Below are 18,190 nucleotides of genomic sequence, written 5' to 3'. Positions count from 1 at the left end.
CTCGATATGGCCCACCTCAAGCTCAGCAATATTAAAAAAGTCTACGACGACGGCAACGCGGTCATCCACGGCGTGGACCTCGCCGTCCGCGATGGCGAATTCATGGTCTTCGTCGGCCCGTCCGGCTGCGGCAAATCCACGATGATGCGCATGATCGCCGGCCTGGAAGACATCAGCGCCGGCGAACTGTGGATAGGCGGCCAGCTGGCCAACGACATCCAGCCGTCCAAGCGCGGCGTGGCCATGGTGTTCCAGAGCTATGCGCTCTACCCGCACATGACGGTGCGGGAAAACATGGCTTTCGGCCTCAAGCTGGCCGGCAAGAGCAAGTCCGAAATCGCCGCCGCCGTGCACCGCGCCGCGCTGACGCTGCAGATCGAACACCTGCTGGACCGCAAGCCCAAGGCCCTGTCCGGCGGCCAGCGCCAACGCGTGGCCATCGGCCGCGCCATCGTGCGCAAGCCGGAAGTGTTTCTATTCGACGAACCGCTGTCCAATCTGGACGCCGCGCTCAGGGTGCAGATGCGCATCGAACTGGCGCGGCTGCACAAGGAATTGGGCAGCACCATGATCTACGTCACCCACGACCAGGTGGAAGCGATGACCATGGGCGACCGCATCGCCGTGTTCAACGCCGGCCGCATCGAGCAGGTGGGCACGCCGCTGGAGCTGTACCAACGCCCAGCCAACCGCTTCGTCGCCGGCTTCATCGGCTCGCCCAAGATGAACTTCCTGCCGGCGGCCATCGTCGCGGACGGCCCGGCCGGCCTGACGCTGGAGCTGCCCAGCGTCCACCGCTTGAGCCTGCCGTTTCAAGGCCGTGCCGGCGACGCCGCCACCCTGGGCGTACGCGCCGAGCACCTGCGCTTCGCCGACGCCGGCGTGCCGGCGACGGTACAGCTAGTCGAACATCTGGGCGATGTGCAAATCGTCTACGTCCAGGCAGATGGCGTGGCGGAGCCCATCGCCGTCAAACTGGGCGGCCAGGACAGCGCGCCGCCGGCCGGCAGCGGCTGCCGCCTGGCGCTGGACACCGAGCACTGTCATCTGTTCGACGCCCGTGACCAGGCCTTGCCCCGGCTGGCGGCGCAGCCGCAGCTCCAAACCGAGACCGTGTGAGCGGCGGCAAGGCATAAGCAAAAAGGACGCGATCGCGTCCTTTTTCATTTATCCACAGGATAATCTTACCCTGACGTTTTATCCACAAGCCGCCATTGCCACGCGACGATGTTCGGCTAAAAGCAGGCCTGCGCGACTTACCCACAAGCCGGCGTCTTCACGCCACTTTATCCACAGCAGCCAGCTCAAAGCTAGTCCGCGCCGCGTCCAGCTCGAAACGAACCAGCCGCCCGGCATGCGGCCGCAGCTGTTCGGCCAGCCAGTCCATGCCCGCCGCACCGGAAGGAAACCCCTTATCCGGCCGCTCGCTGACGAAAACCACGTCGCGGCTGCCGGCGTCCAGCTTGAACAAGTCCGACTCCAACCAGTTCAGGCAACGGCACACCACCTGCCGTTTCCCGTTCAGCCATACCGCCTCGCCCGGCTGCGGCGTTTCCGTCTGGTCCCGCCCCAAGGGCAGAAAAGGCTCGCCGCCGGCGGCCAGGTCCAATTGCAATACGCCGCCCAGTTTGGCGATGTCCTCGCCGCCAAATGGGCTCAGGCTGAGCAAGGACGCCTGGTTGTACAAATCCACCAGCGGCAGGATGCTGCGCAGCTTGTCCTTCTGCGCCGCCTTGACCAGGTATTCCAATGAACAGCGCGCCTTCTTGTCGCCGGGCAAATCCTTGTACAACTGTTTCCAGGCTTGCAACAACTCGTCCAGATCGCGTTCCGGCTCCGGCAAGGTCGGCAGCCGCGCCGGCAAAGCGGCGGCGTTTATGTCCAACGCGATCAGGCCGCTCATCTGGATCTGAGGCAGGCGGGACAATAAGGCGGGGCTCAGGACAATCTGCATCATCGGGCTTTCCTCGGTTTAATCCGTGTCAGCATAGGCCCGCCGCGGACAAAGGGGAAACGCGTTTTTTTGCTGGGGTATTAGCGCGACTGAATCGCCTCGCGGCAATGCGCGAGGCCCCGCGAACGGGGCCTTGCTCAAGCCGGCATCGGCGCGGGCTCAATGGATGTAGCCGCCCGCCTTGCCATCCGCGTCCAGGCACTCGGCGGCGCTGAGCACCGCTTCTTCCAGCAGCGAGAAGAAACCGGCCCAATACTCGCCCTCCAGACCTTCCGCGGTGAAATCGGCATGCTCCGCCATGCGCGCCAGCAGGGAATCCTCCGCAGCGCAGGGATGGTTCGCCACATGTGCAATGTAGTGGCCGGCAAATTCGCGGCCCATCCGGTAAGCCTCTTGATCGCTCGCGTTGGCCGGCACCGCCATACAGTACAGACGCAAGCGCGGCGGCAGGCAGACGGCGAAGGAAGGTTCTTGGACCGACTCCGCCTGGCCGGCGGCGTCGTCATGGCGACGAAATGGACGTTTTACGGACATAAGGCCTCCCATTGTCATAGCGCCTGTTCAATGCCTTGGCACAAGCTCAAGAGCGTAAACAGGCTTTTGCAACGCGCCTTGCCTTCAGGCGTGGAGCGGATAAGGTAACAGCTTTTGCGGACCAAGGCCCGCGCAAGACTAGATCGGCGGCTCCGCCGCCGGATAAAGCGGGCGCCGCGCGCCTTTCTTCGAATCTGTTTACGATCTGCTGCGCGTCGGCGACACCGCGTTGAAACCGCCCTCGAAATGCTCATGTTCCATGAGCATCCCAAAGTGTTTTCAAGGCCGCATCGTCCTTGCTCGCGGGACTATGAACAGGCTCTGAGGATCAGCCTATCTTGATCAGCCCAAGCCCAACGGCCACCCCAAGCAAAACCAGCGAGAAGGCCCACATCGGAAGCAGGGAATAGCGAATGTGCCTCCCCATGTCCAAGCCGGCCAAACCCAGCCCCAACCACAACGCAGGGGAAAAGGGACTGACGAAAGTGCCAATCACATTGCCGATTTGCAGCGCGTAAATGGCCGATGTGGTTTCCACTCCATAAGCGGACACAATTTCCAGGATCACCGGCAGCAAAGCAAAGTAATAAGCGTCCGTGCTCAACACCAGATCCAGAGGCAGACCAAACACGCCCAGGATCAAGTGCAGGTAGGGCGTCGCCTCGCTTGGCAAAACCCGCACCAGATCCGCCGCGATCGCCTTGAGCATGCCGCTGCCGTTGAGAACGCCCAGAAATGAGCCGGCGGCCAGAATGATGGCTCCCATCAGCAGGGCGTTTGGAGCATGCGCGCGGATGCGCTCCAACTGTTCATCCACGTCCGGATAATTAATGACCAAGGCGATTCCCAGGCCAATCATGAAGATATAACCGGACGGCAGAATGCCGGAAATCAGAGTACCTATCACCCCCAAAAACAGAGCCATATTGACGAAAAACAGTTTGGGCAGCGGCTGCGTGTCATTGAGATCCTCCAGCGGCTCCGCCTCGTCCGCCGCCTGCAAAGGGCCTTGCTTGCGCAAACGTCTGGCCTCGAACACGCCCAGCACCGCCGCAAGCACCACCAGCAAACCCGCGCCGATCAACTGCAAGGGAATCAAAGGCTGCCATAGCGCGGCCGGATCCAGATCGGTCACCGCCGCCGCGCGGCCCAGCGGGCCGGCCCACGGCATCATGTTGAGGATGCCCGCGCCCAACGCCAACAGCAGCATCATCAAATAGGGATTCATGCCCAAGCGCCGATACAGGGGCAGCAGCGTGGGCACCGTCAGCAAAAAGGTGGTGGCGCCCACGCCGTCCAGATGCGCCAGCATGCCCACCACCGCCGTGCACACCGCCACGGTAACGACATTGCCTCTGGAAATCCCCACCATGCCGTTGACAATGGGACGAAACACTCCTGTGTCCTGCATCACGCCAAAGAAGGTAATGGCAAAGATGAACATGGTCGCCACTTGGATGACGGAGTTCAGGCCGGCGCTATAGAACTTGCCGATATCGGCGAATCCGAAACCGGCCAGCAGCGCGCCGATAAAGGGAATCAAGGTGAGACAGACAACAGGCGCAAGCTTGCGCAGGATCAACAGGGACACCACCATGACGATGATGGCAAGGCCAGCAAAAGTAAGCATATGCTTCTCCGGGAGGCTGAATCGGATGATTCCGGAATTCAGTCGCCAACTGGACTGGCTATCGCCGTATTCCATCAGACGCTGAACAGACCGGGTGCAATGAGGTTTTTTTTATGGTTCGACTTTTGGCCAAACTTGCTTGCACAGCGAGCGGAGCTTTTGTGGGAGCCCTTCCGCTTGTTGAAAGCCAAACAAAGGGACTGGGCGGAAAAGCCTACACGGACAGCGGGATTATTGTCTATACATTTGCGATTGGGATACGAAGCTCCCTGATACCGTCTTGCCCGGCGCAAGACGCGGAAACGACAAAGCCCGGCATCGCCGGGCTTCTACTTCAGAACCTGTTCACGTCGCGGAACCTTACACGGCGAGTGCCGCTTCGGTTTCATTGTCGCTCAGGCGGTCAGCCGTTGTTCCCGCGTGGCGCTCTGGCCCTGCAACCAGGCGTCGATCACCTCGGCGGCGTGCGCCGGCAGGTGCAGCTTGAGCTTGGAACGGCGCCACAGGATGTCCTCGCTGCGCGTCGCCCATTCTTCGTCCGCCAGGTAGCGCAGCTCGGCTTCGTACAAACCGGGCAGCAGCTCCTCGCCCAGTTGCTCCAGGCCGGCGGCCGCGCCGATCAGCCTGACCACGCGAGTGCCGTAGGCGCGCGCCCAACGCCGCGCCAGCGCTTCCGGCAGCCACGGGTACTGCTGACTCAGGCTTAGCAGAAAACGCTCGAAATCCGCGCCAGGCATGTCGCCGCCCGGCAGCGGCGCGTCGGCGGTCCAGGTGGTCTTGCTGTTGCCCAGCAGCGGCGCCAGTTTGTCCACCGCTTCTTCCGCCAGTTTGCGGAAGGTGGTGATCTTGCCGCCGAACACCGATAACAGCGGCGCACCGTTCAGGTCCATTTCCAGCGAGTAATCGCGGGTGACGCTGGCGGCGTTGCTGGCCTCGTCGTCCAGCAGCGGGCGCACGCCGGAGTAGGTGGACAGCACGTCGGCCGGGCTGATCTGGGTCTGGAAGTAACGGTTGCTCATCTGGCACAGATAGGCCACTTCTTGATCGTCTATCGCCACCTTGGCCGGGTCGCCGCGGTATTCCACGTCGGTGGTGCCGATCAGGGTGAAATCCTGCTCGTAGGGGATCGCGAAGATGATGCGCTTGTCCGGATTCTGGAAGATATAGGCATAGGGGTGGTCGAACAATTTCTTGACCACGATGTGACTGCCCTTGACCAGACGGATGGACTTGCTGGACGGCAGCGCCAGCGTGTCCTTGATCAGGCTTTCCACCCATGGACCGGCGGCGTTGACCAGGGCGCGGGCGCGCACCTGGCTGCGGCTGCCGTCTTCGGCCTGCAGCTCGCACAGCCAGTGTTCGCCGTCGCGGCGAGCACCAACGCAGGCGGTGCGGGTCAACACCCGTGCGCCGCGCTCGGCGGCGTCCTTGGCGTTGAGCACCACCAGGCGCGCGTCCTGCACCCAGCCGTCGGAATAAACGAAGCCGCGCTTGAACGTCGGCTTGATCGGCTGGCCGGCCGGATGGCTGGCGAAGCTGACGGTTTCGGAGCCGGGCAGCACTTCGCGGCGCGCCAGGTGATCGTAGAGGAACAGGCCGCAGCGTATCATCCATTCCGGACGCTGGTTCTTGTCGTGCGGCATCACGAAGCGCAGCGGCCAGATGATGTGCGGCGCGGCCTTGAGCAGTACTTCGCGCTCTTGCAGCGCTTTGCGCACCAGGCCGAACTCGTAGTACTCGAGATAGCGCAGGCCGCCGTGGATCAGCTTGGTGCTGGCGGAGGAGGTGTGCGCGGCCAGGTCGTCCTTTTCGCACAGCATCACCGATAGGCCGCGTCCGGCCGCGTCGCGCGCGATGCCGGCGCCGTTGATGCCGCCGCCGATCACCATCAGGTCGTAAATCTCCACTGCCATCTTTCGCCTCTTCCTTCCAGGGGACCCAGTTCGAGTCGTTATTCCCTCGCCTGCGCGCATCCGTGCGCCTGCGATGCCATCCTACCCAGAATAATTATAAACGAACAAAAATACAACATTTTGCTTTCGTTTTAATGTGGTTAGAACGCGTTTTTGTCTATTCATCCGTTTAAACGCGGAAATACGCAAAAAAATAGGCGGCAACCAGAGTCGCCGCCTCGTAAAGCGCCCGGCAGCGCCGGGCCCTGCGGGAACTATGCCCGGTTCAAGGCGGCGTCCTGCCCCCGCCCGTGCCAAGTGGTCAGCGCCAACAGCACGATGGCGACGATGCAAGAACCCACCATCAGCATGAAGCCGCCGTCCCAACCGAAATGATCGACGGTATAGCCCACCACCGCGTTGGCGGCCACCGAGCCGCCCAGGTAGCCGAACAGGCCAGTAAAGCCGGCGGCGGTGCCGGCGGCTTTCTTCGGCGCCAGTTCCAGCGCATGCAGACCCACCAGCATCACCGGGCCGTAGATCAGGAAGCCGATGGCGATCAGCGCCAGCATGTCCACGGTGGGGTTGCCGGCCGGGTTCAGCCAGTACACCACGGTGGCCACGGTCACCAGGGCCATGAACAGCATGCCGGTGGCGCCGCGATTGCCCTTGAACAGCTTATCGGACATCCAGCCGCACAACAGGGTGCCGGGAATGCCGGCCCACTCGTACAGGAAGTAGGCCCAAGACGATTTATCCACCGAGAAGTGCTTGACCTCTTTTAGATAGGTGGGGGCCCAATCCAGCACGCCGTAGCGCAGCAGGTAGATGAAGACGTTGGCGAAGGCGATGTACCACAACAGCTTGTTGGGCAGGATGTATTTCTTGAAGATGTCGCGAGCGCTCAGTTCCTGCTCATGGCTGGCGTTGTAGTCTTCCGGGTAGTCGTTTTTATAGGCCTCTACCGGCGGCAGGCCGCAAGACTGCGGGGTGTCGCGCATGGTCAGGAAGGCAAAGATAGCCACGCCGATGGCGGCGGCGGCCGGCACGTAGAAAGCCGCGCGCCAGTCGTTGAACCAGCCCATGCCCAGGATGAACAAGGGGCCGATCAGGCCGCCGCCCACGTTATGAGCGCAGTTCCAGATCGACACAATGCCGCCGCGCTCCTTCTGCGACCACCAATGCACCATGGTGCGGCCGCTGGCCGGCCAGCCCATGCCCTGGAACCAGCCGTTGAGGAACAGCAACACGAACATGATGCCGACGCTGGAGGTGGCCCAAGGCACAAAGCCCATCAGCAAGAAGACCGCGGCGGACAGGATCAAGCCGACGCTGAGAAAGACGCGGGGATTGGAACGGTCCGACACCGCGCCCATCAGGAATTTGGAAATGCCGTAGGCGATGGCGACACCGGACATGGCAAAGCCCAGATCGCCGCGCGAATAGCCTTGCTCCACCAGGTAGGGCATGGCCAGCGAGAAGTTCTTGCGAACAAGGTAATAACCGGCGTAGCCGATGAAAATGCCGAGGAAGATCTGCCAGCGCAGTCTTCGATACAAACTATCTTGCTCAGAGGAGGGCAATAGCGGCTGATGCGCCGCCGGACGGAACATGCTGATCATGGGAACACCTCATTTTTTAGTGTGGCAACTACGGTCCGATCTGCGCCGGCTCCGGATTACAAGCGCGGCGGCCAAAACGCCGCCGCGCGAAAACTGCGGCCGGTCTCATAGAACCGGCCAGGTATCACAAGGTATAAGCCAAGGCCGCCAGCGCGCCGCCGATCAGGGAGCCGACCACCGGCACCCAGGCATAGCCCCAGTCGCTGTCGCGCTTGCCGGGGATCGGCAAGATGGCATGCATGATGCGCGGCGCCAAATCGCGGGCCGGGCTCATCGCGTAGCCGGTGGTGCCGCCCAGCGACACGCCGATGCCCAACACCAGCAGGGCCACCGGCAGCGCGTCGATGGCGCCCAGCGACATCTTGGGCGCCACCATGCTGAGAATGGCGAACACCAGCACAAAGGTGGCGACAATCTCGGACACCAGGTTGCCCGGCAGGCTGCGGATGGCGGGGCCGGTGCAGAAAGTGGCCAGCTTGGTGTCGGCGCAATCGGTGCTGTCAAAGTGCTTGCGGTAGATCAGCCACATCAGGCCGGCGCCAGTCATGCCGCCCAGCATCTGCGCCAGCACATAGCCCGGCACCTTGGCCCACGAGAACTTGCCCGCCACCGCCAGCGCCACCGATACCGCCGGATTCAGGTGGGCGCCGCTGATCGCCGCTACGCTGAACACGCCGACGAAGACCGCCATCGCCCAACCAAAGGCGATGACGATGAGGCCGCTATTGTGGCCCTTGGTGTTTTTCAGCAGCACATTGGCCACCACACCGTTGCCCAGCAGCACCAGCAAGGCGGTGCCGATGAATTCGCCCATTAAAGGATTCATGATTGTTTCTTCCGGATTAAGGAGTGCGTCCACCCACCGCTCTTTGGCGGCGGGCTTGCCCAGTCAGCGCGCGAAACCCGCGCCGCTTACGCTTGTTCGTCGTCGGCCCAGACCTTGGCGGCGTTCACCGCGCGCTGCCAGCCCTTGACCTTGCCGGCCACTTTCGCGGCTTCCAGCTGCGGCTTGAAGCGGTGGTCCAGCTGCCACTGCCCCTGCACGTCGTCGATGTTCTTCCAGTAGCCGACGGCGAGGCCGGCCAGGTAGGCCGCGCCCAGCGCGGTGGTTTCAGTGATCTTGGGGCGCACCACATCTACGCTCAGGATGTCGGACTGGAACTGCATCAGCAGTTCGTTGACGGTGGCGCCGCCGTCCACGCGTAGTTCGGCAATATCGAGGCCAGCATCGGCTTCCATTGCCTTGAGCACGTCCATGGTCTGGTAGGCGATGCTGTCCAGCGCCGCGCGGGCGATGTGGGCCGCCTTGGTGCCCAGGGTGGCGCCGACGATAGTGCCGCGCGCGTTGGGGTTCCAATGCGGCGCGCCCAGTCCGGCGAAGGCCGGCACCAGATAGACGCCATCGCTGTCGGCCACTTCCTGGGCCAGCGGGCCCACGTCGGCGGAATGACGAATGATGCCCAGGCCGTCGCGCAGCCATTTGACCACCGCGCCGCCGATGAAGATGGAGCCTTCCAGCGCGTACTGCACCTTGCCATCCACCTGCCAGGCAATGGTCGTCAGCAAATTGTTCTTGGATTCGATCGGCGCGTCGCCGGTGTTCAGCATCATGAAGCAGCCGGTGCCGTAGGTGTTTTTCACCATGCCGGGGCGGGTGCACTGCTGGCCGAACAAGGCCGCCTGTTGGTCGCCGGCCACGCCGGCGATGGGAATTTCCACGCCCAAGTGCGCGGCGTGGGTGTGGCCGTAAACTTCGCTGGAGCTTTTCACTTCCGGCAGCATGCTGGCCGGAACGCCCATGATGTCCAGCAGTTCGGCGTCCCATTCCAGAGAGTGAATGTTGTACAGCATGGTCCGCGAGGCGTTGGACACGTCGGTGACATGCACTTTGCCGTGGGTGAAATTCCAGATCAGCCAGCTGTCCACCGTGCCGAAGGCCAGCTTGCCGTCGCGAGCGCGTTCGCGCGCGCCCGGCACATTGTCCAGAATCCACTTGATCTTGCTGCCGGAGAAATAGGCGTCCACCAACAGGCCGGTCTTGGAACGGATCAACTCGCCCAAGCCCCGCGCCTTCAGCTCGTCGCAGAACTCCGCGGTGCGGCGGTCCTGCCAAACGATGGCGTTGTAGACCGGGTGGCCGGTCTCTCGGTCCCACACAATGGTGGTTTCGCGCTGATTGGTGATGCCAATGGCGGCGATGCTGCGGCCGTCGATGCCGGCCTTGGCCACCGCCTCGGCCGCCACGCCCACCTGGCCTCCCCAGATTTCCTGCGGATCGTGCTCCACCCAACCCGGTTGCGGGTAGATCTGGCGGAACTCCTTTTGCGCCAACGACACGATGTCGCCGCTGCGATTGAACAAAATGGCGCGAGAACTGGTGGTGCCTTGATCCAAGGCCAACACGAATTGATCCTGCATGGGGTTTCTCCTGTTCAGCCGGTGGGCGGCCTAATGTCTGAATGTTCGTTCGTTGCATGCGGCGGCGGATGCCGGTTGCGGACCGTGCTCCATCGCTCAAGTTATTGATAATGTTTCTTTTTGTACTTATGACGTTCGTTTTATTTTCGAGCCATTCTAGGCCCCGGCAAAAGCTTGTCAATCGTTCTTCGTAAAAAAATCTTAATATTGCGACTTTCCATGCCATCCCAATTCATGCTGCAGGGCAATAAAGACAAGGGTTTAGCGGCTGTAGCGTCTCACTACAAATATTGCTGTTTCAGTAAGTTATCGAGTAAAAGCCCTATGCTGCAGCGCATTGACCCGCGTCATTCTCCACTGACTCTGTGTTGCAACAAAGTTTTTGTCTTTATCTGGAGATAAAATAACCATGCTCTGGTCCCAGGATCCACCCGGGGCCAGCTTTTCGTTGGCTTGTCTTGATTGCCGCCGAGGAGGGAAAAACGCGCAAAAACGAACATTTTTCCCAGCTAAGTGGCGAGATTCGCACAAAGGCCGCTCATTTTCCGGCCCTCCGCCCCGCCAGCTTTACGTAGTCAAGCCGCTACAGCCTGACTGTGGCAGCATGACAGACAGTTCCATCAAGCGCGGCGCAGCCTGGATGGAAAGAAATACGGATGTGATTGGCAAAACAACACCGCCATGTCCGGCCGCGCGCAACGCCGCGGCTGGATCGGGCATAAAGGACTGTCATGCTTCGCAACACAAAAATCCTCGCCACGCTGGGCCCGGCTTCCAGCACACCCGAAATCATCTTGGAACTGGCCCGCTCCGGCGTTAACGTGTTCCGCCTCAATATGAGCCACGGCAATCACGACGACCACCGCGCGCGCCTGGCTTCCATCCGCGCCGCCGAAGCCGTGGTCGGCCGCCCGCTGGGCGTGCTGGTGGATCTGCAGGGACCCAAGCTGCGTATCGGCCAGTTCTCCTCGCCGGTTACCGTGAACACCGGCGACAAGTTCGACTTCGTGCTGGACGAGGTGGACGGCGACGCGCTACGCGCCAGCTTGCCTCACCCGGAAGCCTTCAGCGCGCTCAAGCCCGGCCACCGTATTCTGGTCAACGACGGCAAACTGGCGTTTCACGTGGAACAGGTGGAAGAACGCCGCATCGCCACCCGGGTGGAAGTGGGCGGAGAGTTGTCCAGCCGCAAAGGCTTCAACCTGCCGCAAACCATACTGCCGCTGTCCGCCATAACAGACAAAGACCGGGTGGACGCCGAGTTCGCTCTGAAGGAAGGTGCGGACTGGCTGGCGCTGTCCTTTGTGCAAACCGCCAACGACGTGCGCGAACTACGCGAACTGGTAGGCCGGAAGCTGGGCATCGTGGTCAAGATCGAAAAACCGTCGGCGGTGGACGAACTGGATGCCATCACCGAACTGGCCGACGCGGTCATGGTGGCGCGCGGCGACTTGGGCGTGGAGTTGCCGCCGGAAGACGTGCCGGTGGTGCAACGCCGCATCGTTCACCAATGCCGTCACCTGGGTCGTCCGGTCATCGTCGCCACTCAAATGCTGGAATCGATGATCACCGCGCCCACGCCCACCCGCGCCGAGGCCAACGATGTGGCCACCGCGGTTTACGAAGGCGCCGACGCCGTGATGCTGTCCGCTGAAACCGCGGCCGGCCAGTTCCCGCTGGAAGCGGTGCGCATCATGGACCGGGTTATCCGCCGCGTGGAAGGCGCGCCGGACTATCGCCGCGTCATGGCGCTGGATTACAGCGCAGCCGACGCGCCGGACCGCGCAGACGCCATCGCCGCCTGTGTGCGCAAGGTGGGCTCCTTGCTGCCGGTCACCGTATCCGCCGCCTTCACCACCAGCGGCTCCACCTGCCTGCGGCTGGCGCGCGAGCGCCCGCACACCCCCATTCTCGGCCTTTCTCCTCGGCTGGACACCGCGCGCCGGCTGACCCTGGTCTGGGGGGTCGTGGCTTATAACGGCCCGGACGCGGAAAACCTGGAAGACATGGTGGTGAAAACCACCTTCGCCGCCACCAAGCTGGGCCTGGCGGAACAAGGGAAGCCCATGGTGATCATCGCCGGGGTGCCGTTTGGCACGCCGGGCACCACTAATTTGTTGCGCATCGTCTACCCTTGAGCGCCGGCTGAACGTCAAAGCAAACGGAACCCTCGGGTTCCGTTTTTTGTTTGCCCGCCGCCGGCCGCGACAGCGGCTATGCTTAGCTGATCAGCACGCACCGGATTCGCCTCGATGACCGCTAGCATCCGCCGCCTCGGCCTGACTTTGCTGCTGCTCTGCGCTAGCCTGGCCGCGCCCTGCCGCGGGCAGGACGCGGAAACCCTGACCGTGGCGGTGGACGCCAACGCGCCGCCGTTCATGTACGAGGAGAACGAGCGGGTCGGCGGCCTCTACCCGCGGCTGGTCAGCGCCGTTTGCGACAAAGCCGGCATTCCCCACGTATTTCGGGCTTTGACGTGGCGCCGCGCGCTGTTCGAACTGGACCGCAGCGCGATGGCGGCCGCCGGCATCTACAAAACCGTTAACCGAGAGCAACGCTACGACTTCAGTCTGCCTCTTTATCAGGAGCGCATCGTGGTGGTCTATCTCCGCCAACACCCGATCGAGTTCCGAGGCCTGCCGGACCTCGACAATAAGCGCGTCGGCGTGATGGCGGGCTGGAGCTACGGCGACGAGTTCGACCGCGCGCGCGCCGACAAGCGTTTCATTGCCTATGAGGGCGATTCGGACCGCCAAAACCTTCTGCTGCTGCAACGCGGCAATCTGGACGCGGTGCTGGCGATACAGGAGGCGATGGACGCCAGGCTGCAAAACGGCGCCTATTCCAACCTAGCGGTGGCGCCGGCCATCCTGGCCAGCAAAGCCACTTATCTGGCCATCAACAAAACCTCGCCGCAACTGCCGCTGCTGCAGCGCTTCAATCAGGCCCTGGAGAAAATGCGCCAGGACGGCAGTTATCAACAATTGGTGAAGCAGTTCTTCGCCGGCCACGCCTCCTCCAAACCCTAAGCGGATCGCCCCCCCTGAGCAAAACGGTTTTTGTTATAGTCATCCACTTGTCCTACCGATGACTATGCCATGTCCCTTTTGCACCTGTCGCCGCAGCAAGCCCGCCATCTGCAACTGGCCGCCCAAGGCCTGCTGAACCCGCCTCGCCGCAAAGCCGGCAAGGCCGACGTGCTGGCCGCCATCCGCCGCATGGCGCTATTGCAGATCGACACCATCCACGTAGTGGCGCGCAGCCCCTATCTAGTGCTGCACAGCCGGCTGGGATCTTACGACCCCGCCTGGCTGGACGAATTGCTCGCCGAAGGCCGTTTATTTGAATACTGGGCGCACGAAGCCTGCTTCGTCCCCATCGAGGACTACGGCCTGCTGCGCCACCGCATGCTGAATCCGGAAGCGATGGGCTGGAAATTCTCGCTGCGCTGGCTAGAGCAACACCGCGCCGACATCGACGCGCTGGTCGAAGGCATCCACGCCAACGGCCCAGTGCGTTCGGCGGACTTTGAACGCAAGGGCGGCAAGGGCAACGGTTGGTGGGACTGGAAACCGGAGAAGCGCCACCTGGAAGTCCTGTTCACGCTGGGGCGGCTGATGGTCAAGGAAAGACGCAATTTTCAGCGCGTTTATGATCTGGCGGAACGGGTGAAACCCGGCTGGGACGACGCGCGCGACCTGCCCACGGAGGAACAGGCGCAATGGCGGATGCTGCGCAACAGCTGCCGCGCGCTGGGCGTGGTCAAGGCCGGCTGGGTAGCAGATTACTACCGGCTCAAGCGCGGCCGCTACGACGCCATGCTGCACCAGATGGCCGACGCCGGCGAACTGATTCCGGCCCGCATCGACGGCTGGCAACACGACGTCTTCGTCGACGCCGGCCTGGCGGAATATTTGCCGCGAGCCGCCTCCGGCGAACTCAAAGCCGGCGCCACCGCCATTCTGTCGCCGTTCGACCCTCTGGTCTGGGACCGCAAGCGCGCCTCGGAACTGTTCGACTTCGACTACCGCATCGAATGCTATACCCCGGCGCCCAAACGCCAATACGGCTACTTCGTGCTGCCCATTCTCAACCGCGGCAAACTGGTCGGCCGGCTGGACGCCAAGGCCCACCGCGCCCAGGGCGTATTCGAAGTCAAGGCGCTGTACCTGGAACCCGGCGTCCGCCACAGCGCGCGGTTGACCGCCGATCTCAAGACCGCGCTGCAAAAACTGGCCAACTGGCACGGCGCGCCGCGGCTGCGCGTGGAACGCGCGCCGGGAGCGCTTGCGGCCGCGCTGATGGCCTGACGCTCCTAGATGGGCGTCAGTTGCTTGCGGTACTGGATATAACCCAGGTTCTCCGCCAACTGATCGTAGAGCCGCCTTGCCGTGGCGTTGGTCTCATGGGTCAGCCAATACACTCGCGAGCATTCCCGCTTGCTCGCCCACTCGTACACCCATTCGATCAACTGCCGCCCGGCGCCCAGGCCGCGGCAATCCTCAGCCACGAACAAGTCCTGCAAATAACAATAATCTCCCAGAGTCCAACTGCTGGGGTGCAATACGATATGCACCAAGCCCACCGCCCGATCGCCGTCCCAGGCCAGCCAGCCGCGCATCGCGTGATCCGGCAGCAAATAACGCCGCCAAGTCCCGTTGATGGTGGCTTCGTCCATCGTCACTTGGTAAAAACGCTGATAGCCGCGCCAAAGCGGCAGCCAGGCCTCGTAGTCTTCCGCCCGCAGCGGACGGATGGAAAGCGTATTGCTCATGCCGATCTCCAGTGGCGGCGCTAACGCGCCCAATACGCGCATTGTGGCTCAGCCAAGACGAAGTCATAAGAACCACTTGGCCTTGCAGCCAGGAGCCACCGCCGGAACTTCGGCCTTCGCCGACGCTCAATACAGCATTTTCCCCAACGAGGACGTTTACATGCGCGCCACGCTTTTGATCGCCGCCGCTTCCGCCCTGGCTCTGGCCGCTTGCAGCGAGAAGCAAACCAACCAATTGCAGGAATCCACCTCCAGCGCCATCGGCACGGTGCACAACTCGCTGCAGGACAGCAGCGCGCCGCTGGGCCAGCTCAAGGAACAAGCCAGCGCCGCCATCGGCGCGGCCAAACAAGCCGGCGCCGCCGCCGCGGCGCTAAGCCCGGAACTGAAAGAACAAGTGGACAAGCTTAAAGAGCAAGCCTCCGCCGTGAAGGGCGCGTTGCAGGCCCAGGAGAAAAAGGCCGAACAGCCGCAATCCGAGCAAAAATAAGCCCGGCCGCGTTGGCGGCATTTTTATGCCGCCGCGCGTTTTCTTTAGCGGATCTTTAGCTCCCTCTAACTAGGATGAGGTCGCACCCTAGCCAAAGGAGAAATCCGCCATGCTGACCCTGCCCGACCTCTGCGGCCCGCAAGACATCCTGCTCAATCAAACCCTGGCCGACAAGGCCGCCCTGCTGGAGCACGCCGCCTCCCAGCTGGCCCAGCGCCACGCGCAGCACCGCCCAACGCTGGCCGCGGCGCTGCATGAGCGCGAACAGGCCGGCAGCACCGCGCTTGGCCATGGCCTCGCGCTGCCGCACGCCCGCATAGAGGGCCTGACGGAGGCCCGCGCGCTGCTGCTGCGGCTGCAAACCCCCATCGCCTTCGACGCCCCCGACCAGCAGCCGGTGCATACAGCGCTGGTGCTCCTTTTACCGCGGCAAAGCCGCGAAGCCCATCTGCATCTGCTGGCCAGCTGCGCGCGCATGTTCGCGGAACGCCCGTTCCGCCAGGCGCTGGACCGCTGCCACAGCGCGCAGGCGCTCTATCACCTGCTGTGCGACTGGGCCGATCCGGAAGAGCTGAACGACCCGCACTTCCTGCTGGACAGCAACCGCTACTTCATGGACAGCGAAGCCAGCTTGCGGCCGGATTACACCGTGAAGCGCAAGATGGTGGCGCGTTTCTGAAGAACGTGTTTACGATCTCGCGAGCTAAGAGCCTGTTCAAAGTCTGCTGCGCTTCAGCGATACGGCGTTGAAAACGAACTCAAAATGCTCATGTACCACTCGTACATTCCGCTTTTTCGCTCGTTTTCGCCTTGTCTCGCCCTTGCTCGCGAGACTTTGAACAGGCTCTAAGGCCTTGCGGCTGAGGAAGCGGAGTTTACAAGTAGTAAATGAACATTCCGAAGCCGCACTCACCGTGCCACGTCTCGCGCAGCAGATCGTAAACCGGTTCCAACAGCCAGCCTCACCGGGCTGGCTGTCCCCTCCCCGGCTTAGCTCTTCCTCTTCTTCCGCCCCAACTTACGCGGCAAGGCTTCCAGCTCATCCAGGCTGAGATGGAGGCGGTTCACCGCCTCCACATGCCTCGGCAAGTCCACCTGCTCCACCCCCAGGTTCAACAACAACTCCAGATAGTTGAAGAAGCTCTTGCACATGCGGCGGCGGAGGCCGCGTTGGCTGAAATCCATATCGCTGGCGATGCGGAACAGCAGCCCGCGCGCGGAGTGCTGGCGGTTGAGCTTCAGCATCTGCGCCAGATGGGCGGCGTACTGATGGCCCAAGGCGCGGGCTTCAAACTCATCCTTGGCTTCGGCAGGCTGCCAGTAATGCGGATAGGTACGGCCTTTGATGCGGCGGATGAAGGGCAGGCTGAGGTCTTTGGCGTGGGGGCCGGCAAAGCGGTAACGGGAGCGCGGGCCTAGCGACGGGAGTGGAGAGGCGTCTTGATGGACGTCTTGGGTTTCAGTAGCGGACGAAGTGAGTTCGATGCCTAGCATCGGACGGACTAGCTTTACCATTTGCAACCTCCTGAGCAGAAGGGCCCAGCCGCAAAGCGGCAGGGCGGGCACATGACAAGAGTTAGCCTACCGGTGAGTTCTTACGAAAGCCGGCGCGCCCGCGAGGGCGCCACTTGCCATGGCCCGCCCGAATAGGCAAAGCAATGGCAGCGGATACGCTGTGGAAACAGCGCATCCGCGGTAAGAACTCATAAGCGGGAGGCTAATCCCGAGCGCCGCGATTGCTGCGGCGCGGGGGCTATTGTTGGGGAGGCGCGGGAGGGCGTCAAGCCGGCGGCATCCGGGCGGGATGGAAATAGCCGCGCCTAGGGTGCTGCGCGCCGCGGATGGGCCGGCTCTAAATGATCATGCGTATAGCGGGCTCAATGTCCTTGGCAATAAACCTCTCCAAAAACATCGCAAAAAGCGCCAAAAAGCGGTTAAACATTGACTGCGCGTCGTTAAGCGAGGCTTGAAGCGACGCGAATCACAGCTTGCTGATCGACACCCCGCCATCAACCATCAACGCCGCGCCGGTGACGAAGCTGGACGCGTCCGACGCCAGAAACAAGGCCGCGCGCGCAATCTCCTCCGGCGCCGCCATGCGCTTGAGCGCGTGCAGGCCGGCCACCATCTCGCGCTGTTCCGCCGTCGCCGCCGCGGCGCGGCCCATCTCGGTGTCGGTGCCGCCCGGCAGCAAAGCGTTGACGCGCAATCCTCTGGCGCCGTATTCCGCCGCCAGCGTGCGCGCCAGGCCCACCAGCCCCGCTTTGCTGGCCGCGTATGCGGCCATCCCGGGAAAGCCGATGGCGTGGCCGACGAAGGACGAGGTGAAAATCATCGAGCCGCCGCCTTGCAGCAAGGCCGGCAACTGGTGCTTGGCGCACAAAAAAGCGCTGCTGAGATTGCCGTCCAGCGTCGCGCGCCAGTCGTCCAGGGAAATCTGATCCAGGCTGCCCAAGGCGCCCAGGCTGCCGGCGTTGTTGAAAGCGATGTCCAAGCCGCCGAATCTATCCAGCGCCAGCTCCACCGCCGCACGCGCGCAATCCTCCGAGGTGAGATCCCCGGCCAAGGCCGCCGCCTGACCGCCGTCGGCGACGATTTCCGACACCAGCCTATCCAGCTTGGCCGCGCGCCGCGCCACCAACACCACGCGCGCGCCTTCTCGCGCGAACAGCTTGGCCGCCTCCATGCCGATGCCGGAACTGGCGCCGGTGACAATAGCGGTTTTATTAATCAATGCGCTCATGGGGTTTCCTCCTGAAAAGTGAATGAAGTCCGCGCCAATCTTCGGTGCGGTTACAACTTCAGTTTCAGGCCGATCAACCCGTTTGGCATTCCGATTCTTGCTGACTTGATGCGCGGTTTCTGAGAAAGCGGAA

General features: G+C 62.6%; 16 protein-coding genes. 6 read left to right on the top strand and 10 right to left on the bottom strand.

From position 1 onward, the window contains the following. The first annotated feature begins 6 nt into the window (after positions 1-6). Complete coding sequence (gene ugpC, locus MOV80_RS18280) at positions 7-1,119, top strand: sn-glycerol-3-phosphate ABC transporter ATP-binding protein UgpC (protein WP_043589122.1); 1,113 nt, start codon at positions 7-9, stop codon at positions 1,117-1,119. A gap of 157 nt (positions 1,120-1,276) precedes the next feature. Here the strand turns inward: ugpC and MOV80_RS18275 are convergent, their stop codons facing one another. The 7 genes from MOV80_RS18275 to glpK form a co-directional block, all read right to left on the bottom strand. Further along, complete coding sequence (locus MOV80_RS18275) at positions 1,277-1,957, bottom strand: phenylalanine--tRNA ligase beta subunit-related protein (protein WP_249605356.1); 681 nt, start codon at positions 1,955-1,957, stop codon at positions 1,277-1,279. Positions 1,958-2,113: 156 nt separating this feature from the next. Next, positions 2,114-2,488 (bottom strand): hypothetical protein, encoded by a 375-nt coding sequence (locus tag MOV80_RS18270; protein WP_043589121.1) that lies wholly within the window; start codon positions 2,486-2,488, stop codon positions 2,114-2,116. A 328-nt stretch (positions 2,489-2,816) separates the two neighbouring features. Beyond that, a complete protein-coding gene (locus tag MOV80_RS18265; RefSeq protein WP_324606824.1) occupies positions 2,817-4,193 on the bottom strand; it encodes a citrate:proton symporter in 1,377 nt (458 codons plus the stop codon). A 320-nt stretch (positions 4,194-4,513) separates the two neighbouring features. Next, on the bottom strand, positions 4,514-6,031 hold the full coding sequence (gene glpD / locus MOV80_RS18260) for a glycerol-3-phosphate dehydrogenase (protein ID WP_249605355.1): 1,518 nt from the start codon (positions 6,029-6,031) through the stop codon (positions 4,514-4,516). Between the two features lie 254 nt (positions 6,032-6,285). Continuing rightward, a complete protein-coding gene (glpT, locus tag MOV80_RS18255; protein ID WP_019100342.1) occupies positions 6,286-7,632 on the bottom strand; it encodes a glycerol-3-phosphate transporter in 1,347 nt (448 codons plus the stop codon). Between the two features lie 124 nt (positions 7,633-7,756). Next, on the bottom strand, positions 7,757-8,458 hold the full coding sequence (locus tag MOV80_RS18250; RefSeq protein WP_039753674.1) for an MIP/aquaporin family protein: 702 nt from the start codon (positions 8,456-8,458) through the stop codon (positions 7,757-7,759). Positions 8,459-8,544: 86 nt separating this feature from the next. Next, positions 8,545-10,050: a glycerol kinase GlpK gene (glpK, locus tag MOV80_RS18245; RefSeq protein ID WP_019100340.1), complete on the bottom strand. Its 1,506-nt coding sequence runs from the start codon at positions 10,048-10,050 to the stop codon at positions 8,545-8,547. A gap of 731 nt (positions 10,051-10,781) precedes the next feature. Here glpK and pyk point away from each other — a divergent pair. The 3 genes from pyk to MOV80_RS18230 all read left to right on the top strand — a co-directional run bounded on the left by pyk (position 10,782) and on the right by MOV80_RS18230 (position 14,360). After that, the gene (pyk, locus tag MOV80_RS18240; protein WP_191186150.1) at positions 10,782-12,188 is read left to right on the top strand and encodes a pyruvate kinase; all 1,407 of its coding nucleotides are present in this window, start codon (positions 10,782-10,784) and stop codon (positions 12,186-12,188) included. A 114-nt stretch (positions 12,189-12,302) separates the two neighbouring features. Beyond that, complete coding sequence (locus MOV80_RS18235; RefSeq protein WP_019104643.1) at positions 12,303-13,079, top strand: transporter substrate-binding domain-containing protein; 777 nt, start codon at positions 12,303-12,305, stop codon at positions 13,077-13,079. A gap of 69 nt (positions 13,080-13,148) precedes the next feature. Further along, positions 13,149-14,360 carry a winged helix-turn-helix domain-containing protein gene (locus MOV80_RS18230; protein WP_043589096.1) on the top strand — a complete coding sequence of 404 codons (1,212 nt, stop codon included), beginning with the start codon at positions 13,149-13,151 and terminating at the stop codon, positions 14,358-14,360. Positions 14,361-14,365: 5 nt separating this feature from the next. Here MOV80_RS18230 and MOV80_RS18225 read toward each other — a convergent pair whose 3' ends face one another. Continuing rightward, the gene (locus tag MOV80_RS18225) at positions 14,366-14,824 is read right to left on the bottom strand and encodes a GNAT family N-acetyltransferase (RefSeq protein WP_043589093.1); all 459 of its coding nucleotides are present in this window, start codon (positions 14,822-14,824) and stop codon (positions 14,366-14,368) included. Here MOV80_RS18225 and MOV80_RS18220 point away from each other — a divergent pair. Further along, the gene (locus tag MOV80_RS18220) at positions 14,823-15,314 is read left to right on the top strand and encodes a hypothetical protein (RefSeq protein WP_249605354.1); all 492 of its coding nucleotides are present in this window, start codon (positions 14,823-14,825) and stop codon (positions 15,312-15,314) included. The two genes, MOV80_RS18225 and MOV80_RS18220, sit on opposite strands and share 2 nt — an antisense overlap. A gap of 109 nt (positions 15,315-15,423) precedes the next feature. Beyond that, on the top strand, positions 15,424-15,993 hold the full coding sequence (locus MOV80_RS18215) for a PTS sugar transporter subunit IIA (RefSeq protein WP_249605353.1): 570 nt from the start codon (positions 15,424-15,426) through the stop codon (positions 15,991-15,993). Positions 15,994-16,304: 311 nt separating this feature from the next. Here MOV80_RS18215 and MOV80_RS18210 read toward each other — a convergent pair whose 3' ends face one another. Both MOV80_RS18210 and MOV80_RS18205 read right to left on the bottom strand, forming a co-directional pair. Then, positions 16,305-16,829, bottom strand: coding sequence for a hypothetical protein (locus MOV80_RS18210; protein ID WP_152596969.1), 525 nt, complete (start codon positions 16,827-16,829; stop codon positions 16,305-16,307). A gap of 466 nt (positions 16,830-17,295) precedes the next feature. Then, entirely contained in the window at positions 17,296-18,057 is a 762-nt protein-coding gene (locus tag MOV80_RS18205; RefSeq protein WP_249605352.1) for an SDR family oxidoreductase, read from the bottom strand. Between the last annotated feature and the right edge of the window lie 133 nt (positions 18,058-18,190).

The sequence above is a fragment of the Chromobacterium sp. IRSSSOUMB001 genome (genome assembly GCF_023507765.1).
GTDB classification, from domain to species: Bacteria; Pseudomonadota; Gammaproteobacteria; order Burkholderiales; family Chromobacteriaceae; genus Chromobacterium; species Chromobacterium haemolyticum.
This window is presented reverse-complemented; position numbering and strand designations above follow the sequence as displayed.

Bases quoted from the DNA above. Each gene is read 5' to 3' on its own strand.
- ugpC (WP_043589122.1), top strand. From the start codon at position 7: ATGGCCCACCTCAAGCTCAGCAATATTAAAAAAGTCTACGACGACGGC.
- MOV80_RS18275 (WP_249605356.1), bottom strand. From the start codon at position 1,957: ATGATGCAGATTGTCCTGAGCCCCGCCTTATTGTCCCGCCTGCCTCAG.
- MOV80_RS18270 (WP_043589121.1), bottom strand. From the start codon at position 2,488: ATGTCCGTAAAACGTCCATTTCGTCGCCATGACGACGCCGCCGGCCAG.
- MOV80_RS18265 (WP_324606824.1), bottom strand. From the start codon at position 4,193: ATGGAATACGGCGATAGCCAGTCCAGTTGGCGACTGAATTCCGGAATC.
- glpD (WP_249605355.1), bottom strand. From the start codon at position 6,031: ATGGCAGTGGAGATTTACGACCTGATGGTGATCGGCGGCGGCATCAAC.
- glpT (WP_019100342.1), bottom strand. From the start codon at position 7,632: ATGATCAGCATGTTCCGTCCGGCGGCGCATCAGCCGCTATTGCCCTCC.
- MOV80_RS18250 (WP_039753674.1), bottom strand. From the start codon at position 8,458: ATGAATCCTTTAATGGGCGAATTCATCGGCACCGCCTTGCTGGTGCTG.
- glpK (WP_019100340.1), bottom strand. From the start codon at position 10,050: ATGCAGGATCAATTCGTGTTGGCCTTGGATCAAGGCACCACCAGTTCT.
- pyk (WP_191186150.1), top strand. From the start codon at position 10,782: ATGCTTCGCAACACAAAAATCCTCGCCACGCTGGGCCCGGCTTCCAGC.
- MOV80_RS18235 (WP_019104643.1), top strand. From the start codon at position 12,303: ATGACCGCTAGCATCCGCCGCCTCGGCCTGACTTTGCTGCTGCTCTGC.
- MOV80_RS18230 (WP_043589096.1), top strand. From the start codon at position 13,149: ATGTCCCTTTTGCACCTGTCGCCGCAGCAAGCCCGCCATCTGCAACTG.
- MOV80_RS18220 (WP_249605354.1), top strand. From the start codon at position 14,823: ATGCCGATCTCCAGTGGCGGCGCTAACGCGCCCAATACGCGCATTGTG.
- MOV80_RS18225 (WP_043589093.1), bottom strand. From the start codon at position 14,824: ATGAGCAATACGCTTTCCATCCGTCCGCTGCGGGCGGAAGACTACGAG.
- MOV80_RS18215 (WP_249605353.1), top strand. From the start codon at position 15,424: ATGCTGACCCTGCCCGACCTCTGCGGCCCGCAAGACATCCTGCTCAAT.
- MOV80_RS18210 (WP_152596969.1), bottom strand. From the start codon at position 16,829: ATGGTAAAGCTAGTCCGTCCGATGCTAGGCATCGAACTCACTTCGTCC.
- MOV80_RS18205 (WP_249605352.1), bottom strand. From the start codon at position 18,057: ATGAGCGCATTGATTAATAAAACCGCTATTGTCACCGGCGCCAGTTCC.